Genomic DNA, 19,970 nt, shown 5'->3' with positions numbered 1-19,970 from the left:
ATAAAACGGGAGGATGCGCATGTATACCCAGGCGCTGAACACGGCCGAGACCGATGATCGCGGCCTCGAGGATGCGGCCAAGGCTGCGCAGTTCCAGACGCGCATCGATGCCGAGGAGCGCATCGAGCCGAACGACTGGATGCCGGCGGCCTATCGCAAGACGCTGACGCGCCAGATCTCCCAGCACGCTCATTCCGAAATCGTCGGCATGCTGCCCGAAGGCAACTGGATCACGCGCGCGCCAAACTTGCGCCGCAAGGCTGCGCTGCTCGCCAAGGTGCAGGACGAGTGCGGCCATGGGCTTTACCTCTATGCCGCGGCCGAGACCCTCGGCACGTCGCGCGAAGAGCTGGTCGACGCCATGCTCGCGGGCAAAGCCAAATATTCCTCGATCTTCAACTATCCGACGCTGACCTGGGCCGACATCGGCACCATCGGGTGGTTGGTCGACGGCGCCGCGATCATGAACCAGATCCCGCTGTGCCGCTGCTCCTACGGTCCCTATGCCCGCGCGATGATCCGCGTCTGCAAGGAGGAATCGTTCCATCAGCGCCAGGGCTACGAGATCATGCTGACGCTGTGCCGCGGCTCGGACAAACAGAAAGCGATGGCGCAGGATGCCTTGAACAGGTGGTGGTGGCCGGTGCTGATGATGTTCGGCCCGCCGGATGCCACCAGCCAGCACAGCGACACCTCGACGAGATGGAAGATCAAGCGCTTCTCCAATGACGAGCTGCGCCAGAAATTCGTCGATGCCACCGTGCCGCAGGCGCAATATCTCGGCCTTACCATTCCCGATCCCGGCATGATTCAGGACGCCGACGGGCACTGGCGCTACAGCGAGATTGACTGGACAGAATTCAAGGAGGTGCTCGCCGGCAACGGACCGTGCAACCGTGACCGAATGGCCGCGCGCCGCAAGGCGCACGACGAAGGCGCCTGGGTACGCGAGGCGGCAGCTAGCTATGCCGCCAAGCGCGCGCAGCGTCGAACTGCACAAGCGGCAGAGTAGGGGAGATCACGATGGCCACGCCGAACACGCCGCTGTGGGAAGTCTTCATTCGCAGCCGCAACGGGCTCGCGCACAAGCATGTCGGATCGCTGCATGCGAGCGACGCCACCATGGCCCTGCAGGCCGCCCGCGACATCTACACCCGCCGCGGCGAGGGGCTGTCGATATGGGTCGTGCCATCCACCGAGATCACTGCGAGCGATCCCGCCGAGAAGGGCATGATGTTCGAGCCGGCGGAATCGAAGATCTACCGTCATCCGACGTTCTATGAAGTGCCTGAGGAAGTAGGACACATGTAGCTCTTTCTCCTCATGGTGAGGAGCCGCGAAGCGGCGTTGCGAACCATGAAGGCCCGTGACCCGCGGCCCATCCTTCGAGACGGCGCTTCGCGCCTCCTCAGGATGAGGTTGGAACAAGTGGATAGGACAGATGCCCGTCGCGAACATCCAGATCTCTGAAACGCCGCTGGTGCTCTACGCGCTGCGCCGCGCCGACGATGCGCTGATCCTCGGCCACCGGCTGTCGGAATGGTGCGGGCACGCGCCGATGCTGGAAGAGGACATGGCGCTCTCCAACATCGCGCTCGACCTGATCGGCCAGGCCCGCGAGCTCTACACCTACGCAGCCAAAGCCGAAGGCAAGGACAACGACGAAGACAAGCTCGCCTACCTTCGCGATGTCAGGCAGTATCGCAATCTGCTGCTCCTCGAGCAGCCGAACGGCGACTTTGCCCAGACGCTGGTGCGGCAGTTCTTCTATTCCGCCTTCGCCGATCTCTACTGGCGCGCCATGATGACCTCGCGCGATACGACACTCGCGGCCATTGCCGCCAAGTCGGAGAAGGAGAGCGCCTATCATTTGCGGCATTCCTCGGAGTGGATCATCCGGCTCGGCGACGGCACCGACGAGAGCCATGCCCGCGCGCAGGCTGCGATCGATCATCTCTGGGCGTTCACCGGCGAGATGTTTGCCGTCGACGACGGCGAGCGCGCCTTGATCCATGCCGGTATCGCCGTAGACCCAGGGACCTTGTGGGGTCGCTGGCTGACGACACTCTCGGATGTGATCGGCGAAGCAACGCTCAAGCTGCCGCAGAACGACTGGATGCAGCAGGGCGGCCGCGTGGGCCGGCACAGCGAGCATCTCGGCCATCTTCTCTCCCAGCTGCAATCGATACAGCGCACTTTCCCGGGGCAGACATGGTGACGGTGCTGGAGCCCCATAACGAACTGCGCCAACGGGCCTGGGACGCCGCGGCGAGCGTGGTCGATCCCGAAATTCCGGTTTTGACCATCGCCGATCTCGGCGTGCTCCGCGATGTCGTTGTCGACGGCGATCACGTCGAGATCGCTATCACCCCGACCTATTCGGGCTGCCCGGCCATGAATATGATTGCGCTCGAAATCGAGGTCGCGCTGGAGCGCGCCGGTTTCCATCGTCCAAAGGTCCGCACCGTGCTGTCCCCGGCCTGGACCACGGACTGGATGAGCGCAGAGGGCCGCCGCAAGCTTCACGCCTACGGGATCGCGCCGCCGCAGGCTTCGAATTCACGCCGCGCGCTGTTCGGCGAGCAAGCCGTTGTGTGCCCGCAATGCAGCTCGGCGGATACCGAGCTGCTGTCCGAATTCGGCTCCACCTCCTGCAAGGCGCTCTGGCGCTGCAGAGCCTGCCGCGAACCCTTCGATTATTTCAAGTGTCACTGATCATGTCAGCAGCCGCACCACGCTTCCATCGCCTGGCCGTCAACGACCTCCGCCGCGAGGCGTCGGACGCCATATCGCTGACATTCGCCATCCCGGCGGAGCTTGCGACCGACTACGCCTTCACACCCGGCCAATACCTCACACTCCGCACCATGCTGGATGGCGAAGAAGTGCGCCGCTCCTATTCGATCTGCTCCGGGCCCGACGACGGCGAGATACGCATCGCGGTCAAGAAGGTTGATGGTGGCGCGTTTTCGAGCTGGGCAGCGGACGATTTGAAGTGCGGCGACGCGCTGGACGTGATGACGCCCACGGGACGTTTCGGCGTGATCCCCCCGACGGGCGCTAGCCGCATCCATGTCGGCTTTGCCGCAGGCTCCGGCATCACGCCGATCCTTTCGATCGTCAAGGGCACGCTTGCGCGCGAGCCGGACAGCCAATTCTTCCTGTTCTACGGCAATCGCACGACGGACAACATCATGTTCCTCGAGGCGCTCGAAGAGCTCAAGGACCGGTTCATCGACCGGCTCTCGATCTTCCACGTCATCTCCGGCGAGGAACAGGACATTCCGATCCTGCACGGCCGGCTCGACGGCGACAAGGTGAGGGTGCTGCTGCGCTCGCTGGTACCAGCGGAAAGCGTCGACCACGTCTTCATCTGCGGTCCGTCCGGCATGAGCGAGGACATCGAGGCGACCTGCCGAGGGCTCGGCATCGCGGACGAGCGCATCCACGTCGAGCGCTTCGTATCGGAGTTCGGCGGCAAGCCGCGGCCGAAGAAGATCGTTGCGCCGGACGCGCCGCCGAAAGCGATCGCGTCGCTGATCATCGACGGCAAGCGCCGCGACGTGCCGGTCGCCGAGGACGAGGCGATCCTCGATGCCGCACTGCGCGCCGGAATCGATCTGCCCTTCGCCTGCAAGGGCGGCATGTGCTCGACCTGCCGTGCCAAACTGGTGGAGGGCGAGGCGCCGATGGACATCAACTACTCGCTGGAACCCTGGGAGCTGAAGGCTGGCTTTGTCCTGACCTGTCAGGCCAAGCCATCGTCGGAGCGGGTCGTGGTCGATTACGACCACGTTTGACAGTTTTAGCCAGGCAGCAGAACATCGTGTCCAAACAATCGGACGGGAGAAGCGCGTGAACGTCAAAGCCGCCTTGTCGCCCGAGGATGTTGCCCGCGCCTGCGCCAATGCGATGTGGGCGGAGGACGATGCCTCCAAAGGACTCGGCATGGAGATCGTCGAGATCGGACCAGGTTATGCGACGCTCGCCATGACTGTACGGCCGGACATGGTCAACGGCCAGCGCATCGCCCACGGTGGCTTCATCTTCACGCTGGCCGATTCCGCCTTCGCTTTCGCGTGCAACTCGCACAACGACCGCGTCGTGGCGGCGCAGGGCCAGATCACCTTCATCAAGCCGGGCAAGCTCGGCGATCGCCTCATCGCAAAGGCCCGCGAGGTTACGCGCGGCGGCCGCTCCGGCATCTATGACGTGCGAGTCACCGCCGGCGATACAGTCATCGCCGAATTTCGCGGGCATTCGCGGGTCATTCCCGGCAATTGGCTGCCGGCGCAGGATCAATAAAGAAAAGCAATGATACGGGGAAACGAGGATGGCTCTGACGAGGCTCAAGGAAGGTGGCAACACCTATAAGGCCGAGCTGGATGCGCAAGAGCGCGCATCGCGCGACGAGATCATGGCGCTGCAGACGGAGCGGCTGGCCTGGTCGCTGAAGCACGCCTACGACAACGTCGCGCATTATCGCAAGGCCTTCGACGCGGCCGGCGTGCATCCGTCGGACTTTCGAGAGCTCTCGGACCTTGCGAAATTTCCGTTCACGGTGAAGACGGATCTGCGCGACAATTATCCCTTCAACATGTTTGCCGTGCCCCGTGAGAAGCTGGTGCGCGTGCATGCGTCCTCCGGCACGACGGGCAAACCGATCGTGGTGGGTTACACGCAACGCGATATCGACACATGGTCGGACGTGATGGCGCGCTCGATCCGCGCCGCCGGTGGCCGCACCGGCATGATCATCCACAATGCCTATGGCTACGGCCTCTTCACCGGCGGGTTAGGGGTGCACTATGGCGCCGAAAAGCTCGGCTGCACCGTGGTGCCGATCTCCGGCGGGATGACAGAACGACAGGTGCAGCTCATCAACGACTTCCGGCCCGACATCATCACGGTTACGCCGAGCTACATGCTTGCGATCCTCGACGAGTTCAAGCGCCAAAAGCTCGATCCGCGCCAGTGCTCGCTCAAGGTCGGCATCTTCGGCGCGGAGCCCTGGACCAATGCCATGCGCGGCGAGATCGAAGACGCCTTCGACATGGACGCGACCGACATCTACGGTCTTTCCGAGGTGATCGGGCCCGGCGTTGCGCAGGAATGTATCGAGACCAAGGACGGACTGCACATCTGGGAGGATCATTTCTATCCCGAAGTGATCGACCCCGACACCGGTGCGGTGCTGCCCGACGGGGAGAAGGGCGAACTGGTCTTTACTTCGCTCACCAAGGAAGCTTTTCCAGTGATCCGCTATCGCACCCGCGACCTGACGCGGCTGTTGCCGGGCACGGCGCGACCGGGCATGCGGCGGATGGAGAAGGTCACGGGACGTTCCGACGACATGATCATCCTGCGCGGGGTCAATCTGTTCCCGACCCAGATCGAGGAGGTTCTCCTCGCCACCGACTGGTGCGGCGGACATTTCATTCTGGAGCTGACCCGGGAAGGCCGCATGGACGAGCTGACCATCATTGCCGAGGCGCGGCCGGAGAGTTGGGACGGCCGGGGTCTCCTCGACCATGCGAGTCGGATCTCGACGCACATCAAGAACACCATCGGCATCAGCTCCAGGGTGAGCGTGGTTGCGCCGGCCACGCTGGAGCGCTCGCTCGGCAAGGCCAAGCGCCTCTACGACAAGCGGCCGAAGGATTAGGTCTTACCCCTCATGGTGAGGAGGCGCGTAGCGCCGTCTCGAACCATGCAGGCCAGGATGCTGCAATGCGGGCCTTCATCCTTCGAGACGCCGCTGGCGCGGCTCCTCAGGATGAGGGGAGGCAGGTTGACTTGGGTCTCTTCAAGGGCGACAAGGCCCGCGAGAAATCGCGGGTCTTTCCATGTCAACAGCCGTTCCCAAAGCCGTCGACGCGCGCTGCGTGCGCCTCAATGCCAAGGCCGAAAGCGCGGCTATGATCGCGCCGGCGGTCGAGCGTCAGACGCTTGCTCGCGGTCCGAATGATCTGCTGATCGAGATCAAGGCCGCTGCCGTCAATCCCTCCGACGTCAAGGCCGCGACCGGGCTGATGCCCTATGCCGTGTTTCCGCGCACGCCCGGCCGCGATTACGCCGGGGTAGTGATGGACGGGCCGGCCGGTACGATCGGCCGCGAGGTGTTCGGCTCCTCCGGTGATCTCGGCATTCGTCGCGACGGCACTCACGCCAGCCATCTCGTCGTTGAATCCGACGCGGTGGTGGAGAAGCCGAAGACCGTGTCCTGGGAGGAGGCCGCCGGCATCGGCGTGCCCTTTGTCACCGCGATGGAGGGTTTTCGCCGCGTCGGCATTCCAAAGCCCGGCGAAACGGTGCTGGTGTTCGGCGTCAACGGCAAGGTCGGGCAAGCTGCGGTGCAGATCGCGACCTGGCAGGGCGCGCGTGTCATCGGCGTGGTGCGCAAGGCGGAACCTTATGAGGGCCACACCAACGCATCCGTCGAGGTGATCGACGCTTCCGCGACCGACGTCGCGCCACGCGTGCGCGAGTTGACCGACGGTAGAGGCGCCGACATCGTCTTCAACACGGTCGGCGATCCCTATTTCCAGGCGGCGCACAAATCGCTCGCGCTTCGCGGCCGCCAGATCCTGATCGCCGCGATCGACCGCATCGTGCAGTTCAACATCCTCGAATTCTACCGCGGGCAACACACCTATGTCGGCATCGACACGCTCGGCCTGTCGTCGATCGCGACGGGCGCTGTGCTGCGTGACCTCGGCCAGGGCTTCGCGAGCGGGCACCTGAAACCGTTCCCCATCAAGGCGAACGCCGTCTATCCGCTCGAACGCGCGAAGGAGGCCTATGTCGCCGTTGCCGGCTCGTCGCGGGATCGCGTGATCCTGAAGCCTTGATGATGGAATCGTCCACCCAGCTCGTCATCCTCGCCGGCCTCGTCATTGGCCTGGTTTACGGCGCCGTCGGCCTGCTCAGCGGCTTCTGCCTGATGAGCAGCATGCGCGGCTGGCTATCGGACGGGGATGGGCGGTTGGTACGAACCTATGCGCTGGCGATCGCGGTCGCGACCGCAGCGAGCCAATTCCTCGCCGGCAACGGCATGGTAGATCTCGGCAAATCGATCTACCTGCAACAGTCCTTTTCGGTGCCGGTGCTGTTTCTCGGCGGACTTCTGTTTGGCTACGGCATGGTGCTGTCGAACGGCTGCGGTTCGCGCGCGCTGGTGCTGCTCGGTCGCGGCAATCTCCGCTCCTTCGTCGTGGTGGTCGTGCTCGCCGTGGCCGCGCAGATGGCGCTCAAGGGCCTGATCGCGCCGGCGCGCATCGCGCTGGTCCAGGCCTCGCAAACCACGGTCAACGTGAATTCGCTGCCGTCACTGTTGGCCGTGTTCGGTCCGGCTGAAGCGGTTTCGCGCGCGACGGCTGCTGCTGTCGTCGTCGTTGTGCTGATCCTGTTTGCTTTCGCGCACCCAGCGTTCCGGCGTTCGCCCGGCCAGATTGCGGCCGGCGTCATCGTCGGTCTCCTCGTCGCCGGAGGCTGGTTCGTCACCGGCTATCTCGGCGCGGATGATTTCAACCCCGTGCCGGTGACATCGCTCACCTTCGTCGCGCCGATCGCGGACAGCCTGCAATATGCCATGCTCTCGACCGGCCTGACGCTGAACTTCGGCATCGCGACAGTTGCCGGCGTCTTCGCCGGCAGTCTGGTCACCGCGCTTGCGACGGGCCGTTTCCATCTCGAAGGCTATTCCTCGCCACGCCACATGCTGCGATCGGCGGGTGGCGCCGCGCTGATGGGCATCGGCGGCGTGATGGCGTTCGGTTGTTCGATCGGACAAGGGCTCACCGGCGTGTCGACGCTCGCGCTGGGGTCGTTCGTCGCCGTCGCCGGCATCCTGCTCGGCACGACGGCTGGCCTGCGCGGGATGCTGCGCGTTCAGCCTCTCGCGGTGGCCTGACCGCGCAGCAGACGATCGCCGAGCATTGCGAGACCGATGCCGGTAACGATCAGCGCGGCCGCAATCACAAGACTCATGTCGATCGGCTCACCCAGCAGGATTGCAGCGCTGGCGATGCCGACGAGTGGCGTCCCGGTGGTGCCGAGTGACGTCGTCAGCGCCGAGATGCTCTTGTTGACCATCGACATCGCCCAATAGGCCAGCGCCGTCCCGATTAAGCCGGAATACAGGAACAGCAGCACGAGCCTCCACGACCATTCCGCGTGCGGCAGGCCGTGCGTGACGGCCGCCGATCCCGTCAGCACGATCGTCGCCACGAGCACCTGCCAGATCAAAAGCTGGAGCGGGGACGCGATCCAGCGATGCGCGCGGATGTAGATGATGTTCGCGGCCCATGAAATCGCGGCCAGGATGATCATGCCGGCGCCGAGTACGACGTTGGTGTTGGTCCAGTCGATCGATGCCGGATTCAGGATCACGGCAAGGCCGATCAGCCCGAGCAAGGTGCCGGCCAGCTTTGGCGCGGTCAGCGTGTCCTTCCCGAGCAGCGGCGCGGCGATCGCGACCCAGAGCGGCGTGGTGTAGCCCAGCACGATGGCCTTGCTCGCCGGCAGGAAGCGCACACCAGTCGCAACCAGCACCGAGAACACCGTCATGTGCAGCAGTGCGACGCTGAGGATTACCGGAATGTCGCGCCGCTCCGGGATCACCAGATTGTTGCTCAATCCGAGGATCGCGAACAATCCGGCCAGCGCGATCCAGCTCCGGATTGCCGACGTCCACAGGGGCGGGAGGAACTGGACGAGCTGCTTCGTCACCGACCAGTTCACGCCCCAGGCCAGCACGACGATAAGGAACAGGCCGACGGCCGCGCGGGGGGAAAGGGAGTTCATCTCGGAGGTCCTTGAAGCAGTCCAGTCCAGCGAATAGCATCCCGCTTGGCACCTGAAAAAGTGCCAGATCGGAAAGGATTAAGGTGCCAGTTCCGGAAAGCATGATCTCCGCTCTAATCGACCTGAACCGGTCCGACGACGAGGTGCTGGTGGCTCAACTGACGAGCCAGCTCCGAAGCTTGATCGCGACGGGCCGTCTCGGCAAAGGCCGCACGCTGCCGTCGAGCCGCCGGCTTGCGAGCGATCTCGGCGTCTCGCGCAACACCGTCAGCTATGCGTTCGAGCAGCTCGCCGCCGAGGGATATCTCGAAGCCTCGCGCGGCCGCCGTCCGATGGTCACGGTCGACGGGGGCGAGCGCGTCGCAGAGGCGGGCGCCGTCGCATCTCGCATGCGCCCTGGCAAGCCGCGGCTTTCGCCCTGGGCGTCGAGCCTCACGCAGACCGACTGGCCGATGTCTTATCAGGCGCGACTAAGACCCTTGCGTCCCGGGCACGGCGATTTCAGGGAGTTTCCAAACGAGGTCTGGGCGCGTTGCCTGCGCCGCAGCGCCGTGCGCGCGGCGAAGCGCGAGCTCGGACCGGTCAACCGGACGCGCCTGCGCGAGGCGCTGGCGCATTATCTCGCGACCAGCAGGGGCGTGCGCGCGACGGCGGATCAGATCCTGATTCTGCCGAGCGCACAGGCTGCGCTGACCTTGATTGCGGCTGCCCTCATCACGCCCGGTGACGAGGTCTGGGTCGAGGATCCCGGCTATCCCGGCGCCGCCGCCGCCTTCCGCGCGTCCGGTGCGCGCGTGACCGGGATAGGGTTGGATGAGCAGGGCATGCAGCGGATTCCGGGGATGGCGACCCCGACATTGATCTTCATGACGCCGTCGCACCAGCACCCGACCGGTCGCCTGATGTCGCTCTCGCGCCGCACGGAATTTCTTGGCCTGAGCAGGCCCGGCAAGACCTGGATCGTGGAGGACGATTACGACGGCGAATTCCACTACGACAGCCGGCCGGTGCCGGCCTTGCAGGGACTCGATGCCCATGGCCGCGTGTTCTATGTCGGCACGTTCTCCAAAGTCATGACCGCGGACATCCGGCTCGGCTATCTCGTCGTACCGCGGGCCCTGGTCGGTACTCTCGAGATCGTACAGCGGCACATCGGACTGATCGCCGCGAGCCACATCCAGGAGGCGCTGGCCGAGTTCATTGCCGACGGGCATTTCCTGGCGCATCTGCGCCGGATGCGCCGGCTCTATCACGCCCGCCGCGATCACCTCGTGGAGGGACTAGACGGCCATTTGGGCGACGTGCTCTCTGCCGAAGTGCCCCCGGGCGGCATTCAGCTCGTTGCGCGCCTCAAGCGCGGTCGCGCCGATCACACGGCGGTCAGGCGGTTGGTCGAAGCAGGCGTTGAAACGCGTGCCCTGTCTGGCTTGGCGCTGGGCAGGCCGCTCGACCACGGTCTGTTGCTCGGCTTCGCGGCCTGGCGCGAGAGCGAGATCACCGCGGCGCTGCGGACGATGGCGTCGTGCTTCTAGCGCACTCGCGCTATTCCACGGCCTTGGTCACGATGCGGATTTCCGAGGTCAGCGTCCGGTGCACCGGGCACTTGTCGGCGATCTCCATCAATTTCTTGCGCTGCTCGGGATCGAGCGCGCCGTCCATCGCGATGTCGCGCTCGATCTGGTCGAGCATGCCATCGCGCGTCTCGCACTCCGCGCAATCTTTTGCATAGATCTTGGAATGCTTCAGTGAGACGGTAACACGATCGAGCGGCAGCGACTTGCGGTCGGCATAGAGGCGCATGGTCATCGAGGTACAGGCCCCGAGGCCAGCGAGCAGAAGATCATAAGGACCAGGGCCGGCATCCTCGCCGCCGGCGGCGACCGGCTCGTCCGCGACCAGACGGTGCGGTCCAACGGTGACGACCTGGTTGAATTTGCTCTTCCGGGTCTCCTGCACCACGACCCGGCGCGGTGCCTCGGGGAGATCCATCGCCTTCGCAGGTTTCGCCGTGTCGATGTACCGGCTCGCCCAGGCCGCGATCACGTCGGCTGCGTAGAGCGCGTCGGCCGGCTTGGTCAGGAGATGATCGGCATGATCGAGCGAGACGAAGCTCTTGGGATGCCGGGCGGAAACGAAGAGCTTCGTCGCATTATCGATGCCGACGGTATCGTCGAGCGGAGAATGCATGACCAACAGCGCCTTGTGCAGGCCGGTGACGTCCTTCATCAGCTCGTGCTCGGCGATATCGTCGAGGAATTCGCGTTTGATCCGGAACGGGCGTCCCGCAAGCGAGACTTCGACCTCACCTTGCGTGCGAATGTCGTCGAGATGTTCTTTGAACAGGCCGGTGACGTGGGCGGGATCGGATGGTGCCGCAATGGTCACAACCGCCTTGGCTTCCGGGATTTGTCCTGCTGCCGCAAGGATCGCGGCGCCGCCGAGGCTGTGACCGATCAGGATTGACGGCGCCTTGCGGACGCTACGCAGATGATCGGCCGCGCGCACGAGATCGGCCACGTTGGAGGAAAACGTCGAATTGGCGAAATCCCCTTCACTGGAGCCGAGCCCGGTGAAGTCGAAGCGCAGCACCGCGATGCCCTTGGCTGCGAGTGCGACCGAGATGCGTTTGGCGGCCAGCGTGTCCTTGCCGCAGGTGAAGCAATGCGCGAACAGCGCGAAGGCCCCGGGCTCGCCGTCCGGCAATTCGAGCGTGGCCGAAAGCTGATGGCCGCCTTCGCCCGTGAACTGAAAGCGTTCCGTCGACATGGGCTTTCCCCCGTCCTTGCTTGAACCTAATCGTCCGAATAGCGCTGCTCTGCCCAGGGATCGCCGCGATTATGATAGCCGCGGACCTCCCAGAAGCCCGGAGCGTCCTCGGTCAGGAATTCAATCGACTGAACCCATTTGGCGCTTTTCCAGAAATACAGATGCGGCACGACCAGCCGCACCGGGCCGCCATGTTCGTCCGACAATGGCTCACCGGACCAGCTATGGGCGAGCAATGCGTCCTCGGCGGCAAAGTCGTCCAGCGCGAGGTTGGTGGTGTAGCCGTCGTGAGAATGCAACACGACGAAGCGCGCGTCCTGGCGCGGCTGGCAGGCCGCGAGCAGCTCGCGCGTAGCGAGCCCCACCCACTCATTGTCGTAGCGCGACCAGGTGGTGACGCAGTGGATGTCGGAGGTGAACTGCGCCTGGTTCTGGGCGACGAACTCGGCAAAGGTCCAGAACACGGGGTTCTCGACCGCGCCATAGACATCGAGCCGCCAGCGCTCGCGCGAAACCGGCGGCACGACGCCGAGATCGAGCACCGGCCAGTCTTTTGTCAGATGCTGGCCGGGCGGCAGGCGCTGATCTTCCGGTCGCGCGATCTTGCCGGTCAAAAAACGGCCTTCGCGCGCCCATTTCTCCTTGGTGCGCGTCAGCTTGCTGTCGGGCGGCTCGTTGTCTTCGGCCATCGGCTACTCGTGGCGATGCATCGCGGAGGCGTGCTTGGTGTCGCGCATGGTGGAATAGATGATCAGTGACAGGCAGATGACGCCGGCGAGATAGTAGTAGAACCACTCCTCATGCCCGATGCTCTTGAAATAGAGCGCGATCGCGGGCGCCGTGCCGCCGAACATCGAGACGGTGATCGCATAGGGCAGGCCGACGCCGAGGGCGCGGACATTGGTCGGGAACAGCTCGGCCTTCACTACGGCGTTGATCGAGGTGTATCCGGCGACGAACAGCCAGGCCCCGCAGATCAGGATGAACGCGATGAAGGGCGACTTGGTCTCCTTCAGCGTCATCAGCAGCGGCACGGTTGCGAGCGTGCCGGCGACGCCGAAGAAGATCAGCAGCGGTTTGCGGCCGATCTTGTCGGAGATGGCGCCATAGATCGGCTGTAGGATGGTTGCGAAGATCAGCGTGCCGAAGATCACGAAAGTGGTCTGGTCCTCGGTCAGCCCCACCGAAAGCTTGACGAAGGTCTGCATGTAAGTGGTGAAGGTGTAGAACGCGGCGGTGCCGCCGGCGGTCAGGCCGACCACGAGCAAAAGCTCGCGCGGATACTTCAGCAGGTTCGTGATCGAGCCGGTCGGCTTCACCACCTTCTTGGCCTCTTCAAACGCTTCAGTCTCGTGCAGATTGCGCCGCATCACTGCAGCAAAGATCGCGAGCGCAGCACCGATCGCGAACGGGATGCGCCAGCCCCAGGCTCTCAGTTCCTCCGGCGTGAGGAAGATTTTTTGCAGAAGCAGCAGCACGATGATCGCGGTGAGCTGGCCGCCGATCAGGGTGACGTATTGAAAGCTCGAATAGAAGCCGCGGTGCTTGGGGTCGGCGACCTCGCTGAGATAGGTGGCGCTGGCGCCGTATTCGCCGCCGAGACTCAAGCCTTCGATGACGCGGGCGAGCGCCAGGATCACCGGCGCGGCGAAGCCGATCGTGGCGTAGGTCGGCGTCAACGCGATGATCAGGGAGCCGAAGCACATGAAGACGACCGACAGCGTCAGCGAGATGCGCCGCCCGTAATGATCGGCGATATAGCCGAACAGCCAGCCGCCCAACGGCCGCATCAGGAATGTCGCCGCGAATACGACGGCGACATTCAATTGTTGGACGACAGGATCGTTGCCGGGAAAGAAGGCGGGAGCGAAATAGAGCGCGAACGCGGTATAGGCGTAGAAGTCGTACCACTCGACGAGATTGCCGATCGAGCCGATGAAGATCGCCTTGATCCGGCGCTTGGCGTCGGCGACGTCAATATGGTCGGAAGCCGGTCGGGTTATTTGCTCAGTCACGTCCGGCCTCTCGGTATTGCTCTTTGGAGAGGTCTACATCGCCTTTCCAAGCAAAAATGGCAACTGGCGGGGGCCTCTGACGGTTCCCTGTGACCAGGTCACCGTGCCTGCCGGATCGAGGGCGAAGTCCGGAATTCGCTTCAGCCATTCCTCCAGCGCAACCTGCATCTCCATGCGCGCAAGGTTCGAGCCGACGCAGCGGTGGATGCCGAGGCCGAACGCGGCGTGGCGGTTCTCGCGGCGATCAATCACGACCTTGTCAGCATCCGGAAACATTTTCGGGTCACGGTTGGCGGCCGGGAAGGACAGCAGCACCATGTTGCCCGGCTTGACCGGGCAGCCCGAGACCGTTGTCTCCTTGACCACTTCGCGCGCCATCGTCACTGGCGAATAGGCCCGCAGCAGCTCTTCCACCGCGGTCGGGACCAGCCCGGGCTCGGCGACCAGGCGCTCGCGGTCGGCGGGCGTCCGGGCGAGGTGCCAGAGCGAGGAGCCGATCGCGCTCCAGGTGGTGTCGATGCCGGCAATCAGGAGCAGGCGCAACGAGCCCAGCACATGCGAATCCTCGAGCGGATTGCCGTCCTTGTCCCTGGCATTCATCAGGTAGGAAATAAGATCGTCGGTCGGCTTGGTCTTGCGCGCCTCGATGTGGGCGCTGAAATAGACGGTCATCTCCTGCACGGCCTGGAGCAGCGTGTTTTCATCCTTGATGCCAAGTTCCAGGATCATGTGGATCCAGCGGATGAAGAGATCGCTGTCTGTCTCGGGGATGCCGAGCATGTGTGCGATCGCGCGAACCGGAATGTGCTTGGTGTAGCGCTCTGCCGCGTCCAGTCGGTCTTCCGTGATGAAACCGTCGATCAACTCGTTGCAGATCGCGCGCACCCGCGGCTCCAGCTTCTTCATCGCGTCCGGCGTGAACGGCGGCAGCAGCAATTGCTTGGCTGGCTTGTGCACCGGCGGATCGGACGTGATCGGCGGGGCGGAGTTTCTGCTGGTGATCTCCGGTCGAACGTCACGGACGATGATGCGGCGTGAGGAGAAATGCTCACTGTCATTGGCGATCTCGCGCACCGCTTCATAGGTCGTCGGCAGGTAACAGCCGAGGAAGCGCTCGGTATGCACGACCGGGCTTGCGGCGCGCAGCTCGTCCCAGATCGGGAAGGGATCTTCCGTCCATTGCGGATCGGTGTGGTCGAAATCATGGACCCAGTCGGTCACGGGCGGATGGGCGGCGGGCTGGCTGATGTCGGACATCTCGAAATCCCTTGGGGCTCGTGGTCGCGGAAGGCACGCGGGCAGAAGCGAAGCGCGCTACTCCTCGATCACGTCGATTGCGATTTCCGGACAATTGGATTTGGCGAGCCAGGCCTTGTCTTCGAGGCCGGGTGGGACCGTGCCGTCGCCGGCCTCGTGGGCGTTGCCGTATTCGTCGAGCTCGAACAGCTCCGGCGCCAGCGCCTTGCAGCGCGCGTGCCCCTGGCATCTGTCGGGATCGACGTGAACCCTCAGTCGCTCTGTCATGGCGGCTTCCTCGGTCGTGTGCACTCCGGCCCGAAGGCGGCGCGCGCTCCCATTTGCGTTTTTGCTCAAGTTATAGGCTATTACATTCGCGGCAGGCTTCCCCTGTCAAGCGCAAACTTATAGGCTCTGCGCAACATGCGTTCACAACTTGCCCGCAAGCCCGAGAATACCTACCACCACGGCGATCTCCGCGACGCCTTGATCAAGGCCGCGCTGCGCGAAGCCGAGCAGGGCGGGACGGAGGCGATCAGCATCAAGGCGCTGGCAAAGCAGTTGGGTGTCTCGCAGCCGGCGCCCTACCGGCATTTCGCCGATCGCGAGGCGCTGCTTGCGGCGGTGACGGCGGAGGCGTTCCGGCAGCTCAGCGCGCTTCTGCGTGCGGCGATGGCAAAGCCGTCGAAGCGATCGAAGCTGTCGCTGCTGGCGCAGGCGACGCTGGATTTCGGCTTACGCCGCAATGGCATCTACCGCTTGATGTTCGCTTCGCGCACGGTGTCGTGTGCGGCGAAAGGCAGCGAGCTGCACGAAGCGACACGCGAAACGTTTGCGCTCGTGATCGAGGCACTGGAAGCTCCGGCAGTCGATTACCTGCGCGAGCGGCAGGCGCTCAAGATCTGGGCGGCGCTGCATGGGGTGGTGATGCTGGCCGAGCAGGGGCTGTTCACCGGCGAGGCGGCCCATGCCACGCGCGAGGACCTTGTCGAGGATTTTGTCAGCGAAACGAAGGCCGCGCTTGCGGCGGCGATCAAGGGCGCGCGACGCCGGAAAAAGGCCGGCGCTTAAGCCTTCGCCGCCAACAGCTTCATCAGCTTCTCGACGGCGCTGTCAGGCGTGGTCACGACAGGGCGACCGGTAGCTTCTGCAACGAGGGGCGCAGTTGCCGCGATGCTGAACTGCGCGAGCGCGATGACGTCGCAATCGCGCAGATCATGTGAGGCTTCCACGATCAGCTGGTCATGCGTAGCGCGGTCGCCGCGGTCGAGCGCGGCCAGCGCGCCTTCGGCAAGTTTCGGCACGATCTGGACAGAGGCAGGAAATTCCGGCGGCATCGAGGCCAGCGTCGGCGCGAACGTCGAGAGCAGGCCGATACGCCGGCCCATCGTCACTGCCCGCTCGATCATGGCTTCGTTCGGCTTGAGCACCGGCATCGGCGCATGCGCGCGCGCAACCGCCTCGATGCAGGGACCGAAGGCCGAGCAGGTGAACAGGATCGCATCCGCGCCTGTCGCCGCGGCGTAGCGACCGAGCACAAGAAAGCGTTCGGTCATGGCATCATTGAGCTTGCCCTCACGCGCGAGATCCGAAGACAGGCTGTCGTCGAGCAGGTTCATCAGCCGCGCTTCCGGCCACGCCTTCGCGAACGCAGCTTCGATCGGGGCGATGGAATGCTTGAGGGCGTGGATCAGGGCGATGCGAGGGGACGTCGGCATTGAACGTTACTACCTGGTAGATCTCGTGCCCCGGACGCGGCGCAATGCGGAGTATTGCGCCGCAGAGCCGGGGCCCATTGTGGCCGCTGGGTCCCGGCTCTGCGCAGCAGCGTTGCACGCTGCAGCGCGTCCGGGACACGAGAGGCGTTTACTTGAACGGCACCGCGTACATCAAGCCGCCCTTGCTCCAGAGGCCGTTGAGGCCGCGCTCGAGCTTGAGCGGGCTCGCCTTGCCGACATTGCGCTCGTAGATCTCGCCGTAATTGCCGGTGGCCTTGATGGCCGTGACCAGCCATTTGTTGTCGAGCCCGAGCCGGGAGCCGAGATCGCCGGAGGCACCGAGCAGGCGTTGGATCGCGGGCGTCTGCGACTTCGCCATCTCGTCGACATTGCCTTGTGTGACGCCAAGCTCTTCGGCCTCGATCAAGCCGTAATGCAGCCAGGTGATGATGTCGCTCCAGACTTCATCGCCATTGCGGGTGAAGGGGCCGAGCGGCTCCTTGCTGATGGTCTGCGGCAGCACGACGTAGTCGGCCGGGTTCGGCGCCGCGGTCGTCACGGCGCCTGCGAGCGCGGAAGCGTCTTGGGTCATGGCATCGCAACGGCCGCCGAAGAAGGTCTGGTACATGGTGTCGACGCGGTCGAACACCAGCGGCTTCCAGTCGATGCCGTTGGCGCGGCCGTAATCGCCGAGCGTGACCTCATGCGTGGTGCCCTGCGCGACGCAGACGGTGGCGCCCTTGAGGTCCTTGATCTCCTTCACGCCGAGGTCTTTCTTCACCACAAAGCCCTGACCGTCGTAGAAGTTGATTGGGCCTTGCCGCAGGCCCAGCGTGACGCCGCGCAGATAGGTCTGCGTCGAGTTGCGGTAGAGCACGTCGATCTCGCCGGACTGGAGCGCGGTGAAGCGGTTCTGCGCGGTCAGCGAGACGTAACGCACCTTGCTGGCATCGCCGAGCACGCCGGCGGCGAGCGCGCGGCAATAATCGACGTCGAGACCCTTGTAATTGCCTTGCGAGTCCGGCGCGGAGAAGCCGGCAAAACCGGCGCTGACGCCGCATATCAGCGTGCCGCGGCCCTTCACAGTGTCGAGCGTCGCCGCCGATGCGACTACCGTCGATGCCGCGAGCACGCCGGCTATGATAACCACTTTCCTCATCATGTTATTCTCCCCTCAGTGATTGACACGACGCAATACGTTGTCGACAGCCGTGCCGAGCTTGTCGACGATCAGATCGATCTCGTCAGCCGAAACGATATAGGGTGGCGCCAACAGCACGTGGTCGCCACGGACGCCGTCCACGGTGCCGCCGCCGGGATAGCAGCCGAGGCCGTCGGCGAGGGCCTCCGCCTTGATCTTCTGGTTCAGCTTCAGCGCGGGATCGAACGAGGTCCGGCTGCCGCGATCGGCGACAAGCTCGATCGCCCAGAACAGGCCGCGGCCCCTGATGTCGCCGATATGGCGGTGGTTACCGAAACGCTCGGTGAGCCGAAGTTCGAGCTGCTTGCCGCGCTCCTTGACCCGACTGAGCAGGCCGTCCTCGCGGATCACGTCCTGTACCGCGAGCGCAGCAGCGCAAGCGAGGGGATGTGCGAGATAGGTGTGGCCGTGCAGGAAGGCGCCCGAACCTGAGCGGATTGTGTCGATGATCCTGCCGCTTGCCAGCATCGCGCCGATCGGCTGGTAGCCGCCGCCGAGGCCCTTGGCGATCGCCTGGATGTCGGGTGCCACGCCTTCCTGCTCCCATGCATGCGTGGTGCCGGTGCGGCCCATGCCGCACATGACCTCGTCGAGGATGAGCAGGGCACCGTGTCGGTCGCAGATCTCGCGGACCGCCCTGAAATAACCGTCCGGCGCGGTCACGGCACCTGCGGTGGCGCCGACGACGGGCTCTGCGAGGAACGCGGCGACCGTATTGGGACCGAGGCGCTGAAACTCGGCTTCGAGTTCGGCCGCAAGCCGGGCGACGAATTGCGCATCGGATTCGCCATCGTGCTTCTCGTGATAGGCGAAGGCCGGGGTCACGTGGCTGAAGGCGTCGGAGAGCAGCGGCGCATAAGGCGCACGCCGCCAGGCATTGCCGCCGGCAGCCAGCGCGCCGAGCGTATTGCCGTGATAGCTCTGGCGCCGGGCGATGAAATGCTGCCGCTGCGGCTCGCCGCGCTCGATGAAATATTGCCGGGCGATCTTGATGCTGGCTTCGACCGCTTCCGACCCGCCGCTGACGAAATAGGCGTAGGCGAGGCCGCCGGGCTCATGGCCGACCAGCCTCTCGGCCAGCGCCTCGGCCGGCTCGGACGAGAAGAACGCCGTGTGGGCGTACGCCAGTGTCGAGGCCTGCTTCGTCAGCGCCGCGATGACGCGTGGATGCTGGTGGCCAAGGCAAGAGACCGCCGCGCCGCCGGAGGCATCGATCACGCGGCGTCCGTCCTCGGCAAAGAGATAGACGCCTTCGCCGCCGATTGCCTTGGGCGGCGTTTCGCGCAGCGAGCGATGCAGCACGCGGCTGGTGCGAGCGGCCATGGGTCAACCTTTCTCTGATACGTAAGTTGAAGCCGCGGCCAGCCGCGCCTCGGTATTCTCCAGGCGCTTCTTCGCGGCCGTGCCGCCGAGCGAGAACGTCACGGCCGCGAGCGATTGGGCGATCGCAATGGCGCCGGTCAGGCTCGGGAAAAAGCCGGGAGAGGAAGCCGCTTCGAACAGCAGCACGTGGTCGGCGCCTTCAGCCATCGGCGCCGAAGAGCTATCGGCGATCGCGATCAGGGCCGCGCCGGCACGATAGGCGGCCTGCGCGACCCGGACACTGGCATGTGTGTAGGGCATGAAGCCGATGACGATGACAGCTTCGCCGGGCCGGAATGCGCCGAGGTCGAGATCGTCGGGGCCGGACGCGCCGACGAGTTGCACCTGTTCGGGACGAAACAGCCGGAGCTCGTAATTCAGCAGTTCCGCGACGCTGCGGCAGCTTCGGTAGCCGGTGATCCAGATCCGCTTGGCGTCGTGGAGCGCGCGCGCCGCCTCGGCAATCGGCTGGGCCGGGATGCGCGGAAGGCCGGCGGCCTCGGCCTCGAGCTTGTCGGTGACGAGCGCGACATCGGCGTTCGGGCCGTGGCGGCGGCTCCTGGCGCGGCCGGAGAAGGGCGCGATCTGCGAGGGGCGCCGCGCCTCCGTCAACGCCGCGCGCAATTCATCCCAGCCCGAATAACCGATCGCTTTGGCAAGCCGCGTGAACGCGGCGGGATCGGCGCCGGCAACCGCCGCGAGATCGCGCATCGAACGCGTGGTGGCGTCGTAATCGTTGGCCGCGACGAAACGCCCGACCTCCTGCAACCGCATCGGAAGCGATGGCAATGCAATGCGCAGTTCGCTCAGCGGCGAGGATTTCGCGGGCTCGGCCATGAAACATTTGTTGCACAAAGTGGAGTTTGG

21 protein-coding genes are annotated in these 19,970 nt (G+C 64.7%); 11 read left to right on the top strand and 10 right to left on the bottom strand.

Annotation, left to right across the window (positions count from 1 at the left end; translation table 11 throughout):
* The first annotated feature begins 19 nt into the window (after positions 1-19).
* The 9 genes from paaA (at position 20) to ABIB90_RS33735 (ending at position 7,912) form a co-directional block, all read left to right on the top strand.
* On the top strand, positions 20-1,012 hold the full coding sequence (paaA, locus tag ABIB90_RS33775; protein ID WP_354202234.1) for a 1,2-phenylacetyl-CoA epoxidase subunit PaaA: 993 nt from the start codon (positions 20-22) through the stop codon (positions 1,010-1,012).
* An 11-nt stretch (positions 1,013-1,023) separates the two neighbouring features.
* Positions 1,024-1,311, top strand: a complete 288-nt coding sequence (gene paaB, locus ABIB90_RS33770; RefSeq protein ID WP_007593808.1) for a 1,2-phenylacetyl-CoA epoxidase subunit PaaB — start codon at positions 1,024-1,026, stop codon at positions 1,309-1,311.
* A gap of 130 nt (positions 1,312-1,441) precedes the next feature.
* Entirely contained in the window at positions 1,442-2,218 is a 777-nt protein-coding gene (gene paaC, locus ABIB90_RS33765) for a 1,2-phenylacetyl-CoA epoxidase subunit PaaC (protein WP_354202233.1), read from the top strand.
* Positions 2,212-2,715 (top strand): 1,2-phenylacetyl-CoA epoxidase subunit PaaD, encoded by a 504-nt coding sequence (gene paaD / locus ABIB90_RS33760; RefSeq protein ID WP_219682680.1) that lies wholly within the window; start codon positions 2,212-2,214, stop codon positions 2,713-2,715. The genes paaC and paaD overlap by 7 nt, the downstream gene beginning before the upstream one ends.
* Before the next feature lie 2 nt (positions 2,716-2,717).
* Complete coding sequence (gene paaE, locus ABIB90_RS33755; RefSeq protein WP_354162978.1) at positions 2,718-3,800, top strand: 1,2-phenylacetyl-CoA epoxidase subunit PaaE; 1,083 nt, start codon at positions 2,718-2,720, stop codon at positions 3,798-3,800.
* Positions 3,801-3,855: 55 nt separating this feature from the next.
* Positions 3,856-4,305: a hydroxyphenylacetyl-CoA thioesterase PaaI gene (paaI, locus tag ABIB90_RS33750; protein WP_354162975.1), complete on the top strand. Its 450-nt coding sequence runs from the start codon at positions 3,856-3,858 to the stop codon at positions 4,303-4,305.
* 28 nt (positions 4,306-4,333) lie between these two features.
* Positions 4,334-5,665, top strand: coding sequence for a phenylacetate--CoA ligase PaaK (gene paaK, locus ABIB90_RS33745; protein ID WP_007593800.1), 1,332 nt, complete (start codon positions 4,334-4,336; stop codon positions 5,663-5,665).
* Positions 5,666-5,846: 181 nt separating this feature from the next.
* On the top strand, positions 5,847-6,851 hold the full coding sequence (locus tag ABIB90_RS33740) for a quinone oxidoreductase family protein (protein ID WP_354162969.1): 1,005 nt from the start codon (positions 5,847-5,849) through the stop codon (positions 6,849-6,851).
* A gap of 2 nt (positions 6,852-6,853) precedes the next feature.
* Positions 6,854-7,912: a YeeE/YedE family protein gene (locus ABIB90_RS33735; protein WP_354202247.1), complete on the top strand. Its 1,059-nt coding sequence runs from the start codon at positions 6,854-6,856 to the stop codon at positions 7,910-7,912.
* Here the strand turns inward: ABIB90_RS33735 and ABIB90_RS33730 are convergent.
* Positions 7,891-8,805 carry a DMT family transporter gene (locus ABIB90_RS33730; protein WP_354202232.1) on the bottom strand — a complete coding sequence of 305 codons (915 nt, stop codon included), beginning with the start codon at positions 8,803-8,805 and terminating at the stop codon, positions 7,891-7,893. The genes ABIB90_RS33735 and ABIB90_RS33730 overlap by 22 nt on opposite strands.
* Before the next feature lie 101 nt (positions 8,806-8,906).
* Here ABIB90_RS33730 and pdxR point away from each other — a divergent pair, with 101 nt between their 5' ends.
* Positions 8,907-10,337 (top strand): MocR-like pyridoxine biosynthesis transcription factor PdxR, encoded by a 1,431-nt coding sequence (gene pdxR, locus ABIB90_RS33725; RefSeq protein ID WP_354202231.1) that lies wholly within the window; start codon positions 8,907-8,909, stop codon positions 10,335-10,337.
* Positions 10,338-10,347: 10 nt separating this feature from the next.
* On the opposite strand, the gene ABIB90_RS33720 is transcribed toward pdxR, so the two are convergent.
* Genes ABIB90_RS33720 through ABIB90_RS33700 form a run of 5 tightly spaced genes read right to left on the bottom strand, consistent with a single transcriptional unit; the run spans position 10,348 to position 15,110 of the window.
* Positions 10,348-11,571: a bifunctional alpha/beta hydrolase/OsmC family protein gene (locus tag ABIB90_RS33720; protein WP_354202230.1), complete on the bottom strand. Its 1,224-nt coding sequence runs from the start codon at positions 11,569-11,571 to the stop codon at positions 10,348-10,350.
* Between the two features lie 26 nt (positions 11,572-11,597).
* On the bottom strand, positions 11,598-12,260 hold the full coding sequence (locus ABIB90_RS33715) for a sulfite oxidase-like oxidoreductase (RefSeq protein ID WP_354162954.1): 663 nt from the start codon (positions 12,258-12,260) through the stop codon (positions 11,598-11,600).
* A 3-nt stretch (positions 12,261-12,263) separates the two neighbouring features.
* The gene (locus tag ABIB90_RS33710; RefSeq protein WP_007593785.1) at positions 12,264-13,586 is read right to left on the bottom strand and encodes an MFS transporter; all 1,323 of its coding nucleotides are present in this window, start codon (positions 13,584-13,586) and stop codon (positions 12,264-12,266) included.
* A gap of 33 nt (positions 13,587-13,619) precedes the next feature.
* Positions 13,620-14,843 (bottom strand): cytochrome P450, encoded by a 1,224-nt coding sequence (locus tag ABIB90_RS33705; protein ID WP_007593782.1) that lies wholly within the window; start codon positions 14,841-14,843, stop codon positions 13,620-13,622.
* A 57-nt stretch (positions 14,844-14,900) separates the two neighbouring features.
* Positions 14,901-15,110 (bottom strand): ferredoxin, encoded by a 210-nt coding sequence (locus ABIB90_RS33700; protein ID WP_219682671.1) that lies wholly within the window; start codon positions 15,108-15,110, stop codon positions 14,901-14,903.
* A gap of 135 nt (positions 15,111-15,245) precedes the next feature.
* Here ABIB90_RS33700 and ABIB90_RS33695 point away from each other — a divergent pair, with 135 nt between their 5' ends.
* On the top strand, positions 15,246-15,893 hold the full coding sequence (locus ABIB90_RS33695) for a TetR/AcrR family transcriptional regulator (protein ID WP_007593778.1): 648 nt from the start codon (positions 15,246-15,248) through the stop codon (positions 15,891-15,893).
* Here ABIB90_RS33695 and ABIB90_RS33690 read toward each other — a convergent pair.
* From ABIB90_RS33690 to ABIB90_RS33675, 4 genes are all read right to left on the bottom strand, one after another.
* Positions 15,890-16,540, bottom strand: a complete 651-nt coding sequence (locus ABIB90_RS33690; RefSeq protein ID WP_354202229.1) for an aspartate/glutamate racemase family protein — start codon at positions 16,538-16,540, stop codon at positions 15,890-15,892. The genes ABIB90_RS33695 and ABIB90_RS33690 overlap by 4 nt on opposite strands.
* A gap of 148 nt (positions 16,541-16,688) precedes the next feature.
* Positions 16,689-17,702 carry an amino acid ABC transporter substrate-binding protein gene (locus tag ABIB90_RS33685; RefSeq protein ID WP_007593774.1) on the bottom strand — a complete coding sequence of 338 codons (1,014 nt, stop codon included), beginning with the start codon at positions 17,700-17,702 and terminating at the stop codon, positions 16,689-16,691.
* 12 nt (positions 17,703-17,714) lie between these two features.
* Positions 17,715-19,064 carry an aspartate aminotransferase family protein gene (locus tag ABIB90_RS33680; protein ID WP_354202228.1) on the bottom strand — a complete coding sequence of 450 codons (1,350 nt, stop codon included), beginning with the start codon at positions 19,062-19,064 and terminating at the stop codon, positions 17,715-17,717.
* Positions 19,065-19,067: 3 nt separating this feature from the next.
* Entirely contained in the window at positions 19,068-19,940 is an 873-nt protein-coding gene (locus ABIB90_RS33675) for a MurR/RpiR family transcriptional regulator (protein ID WP_007593762.1), read from the bottom strand.
* Positions 19,941-19,970: the final 30 nt, after the last annotated feature.

The organism is Bradyrhizobium sp. JR4.1, assembly GCF_040548605.1.
Classification (GTDB): Bacteria; Pseudomonadota; Alphaproteobacteria; order Rhizobiales; family Xanthobacteraceae; genus Bradyrhizobium; species Bradyrhizobium canariense.
This window is presented reverse-complemented; position numbering and strand designations above follow the sequence as displayed.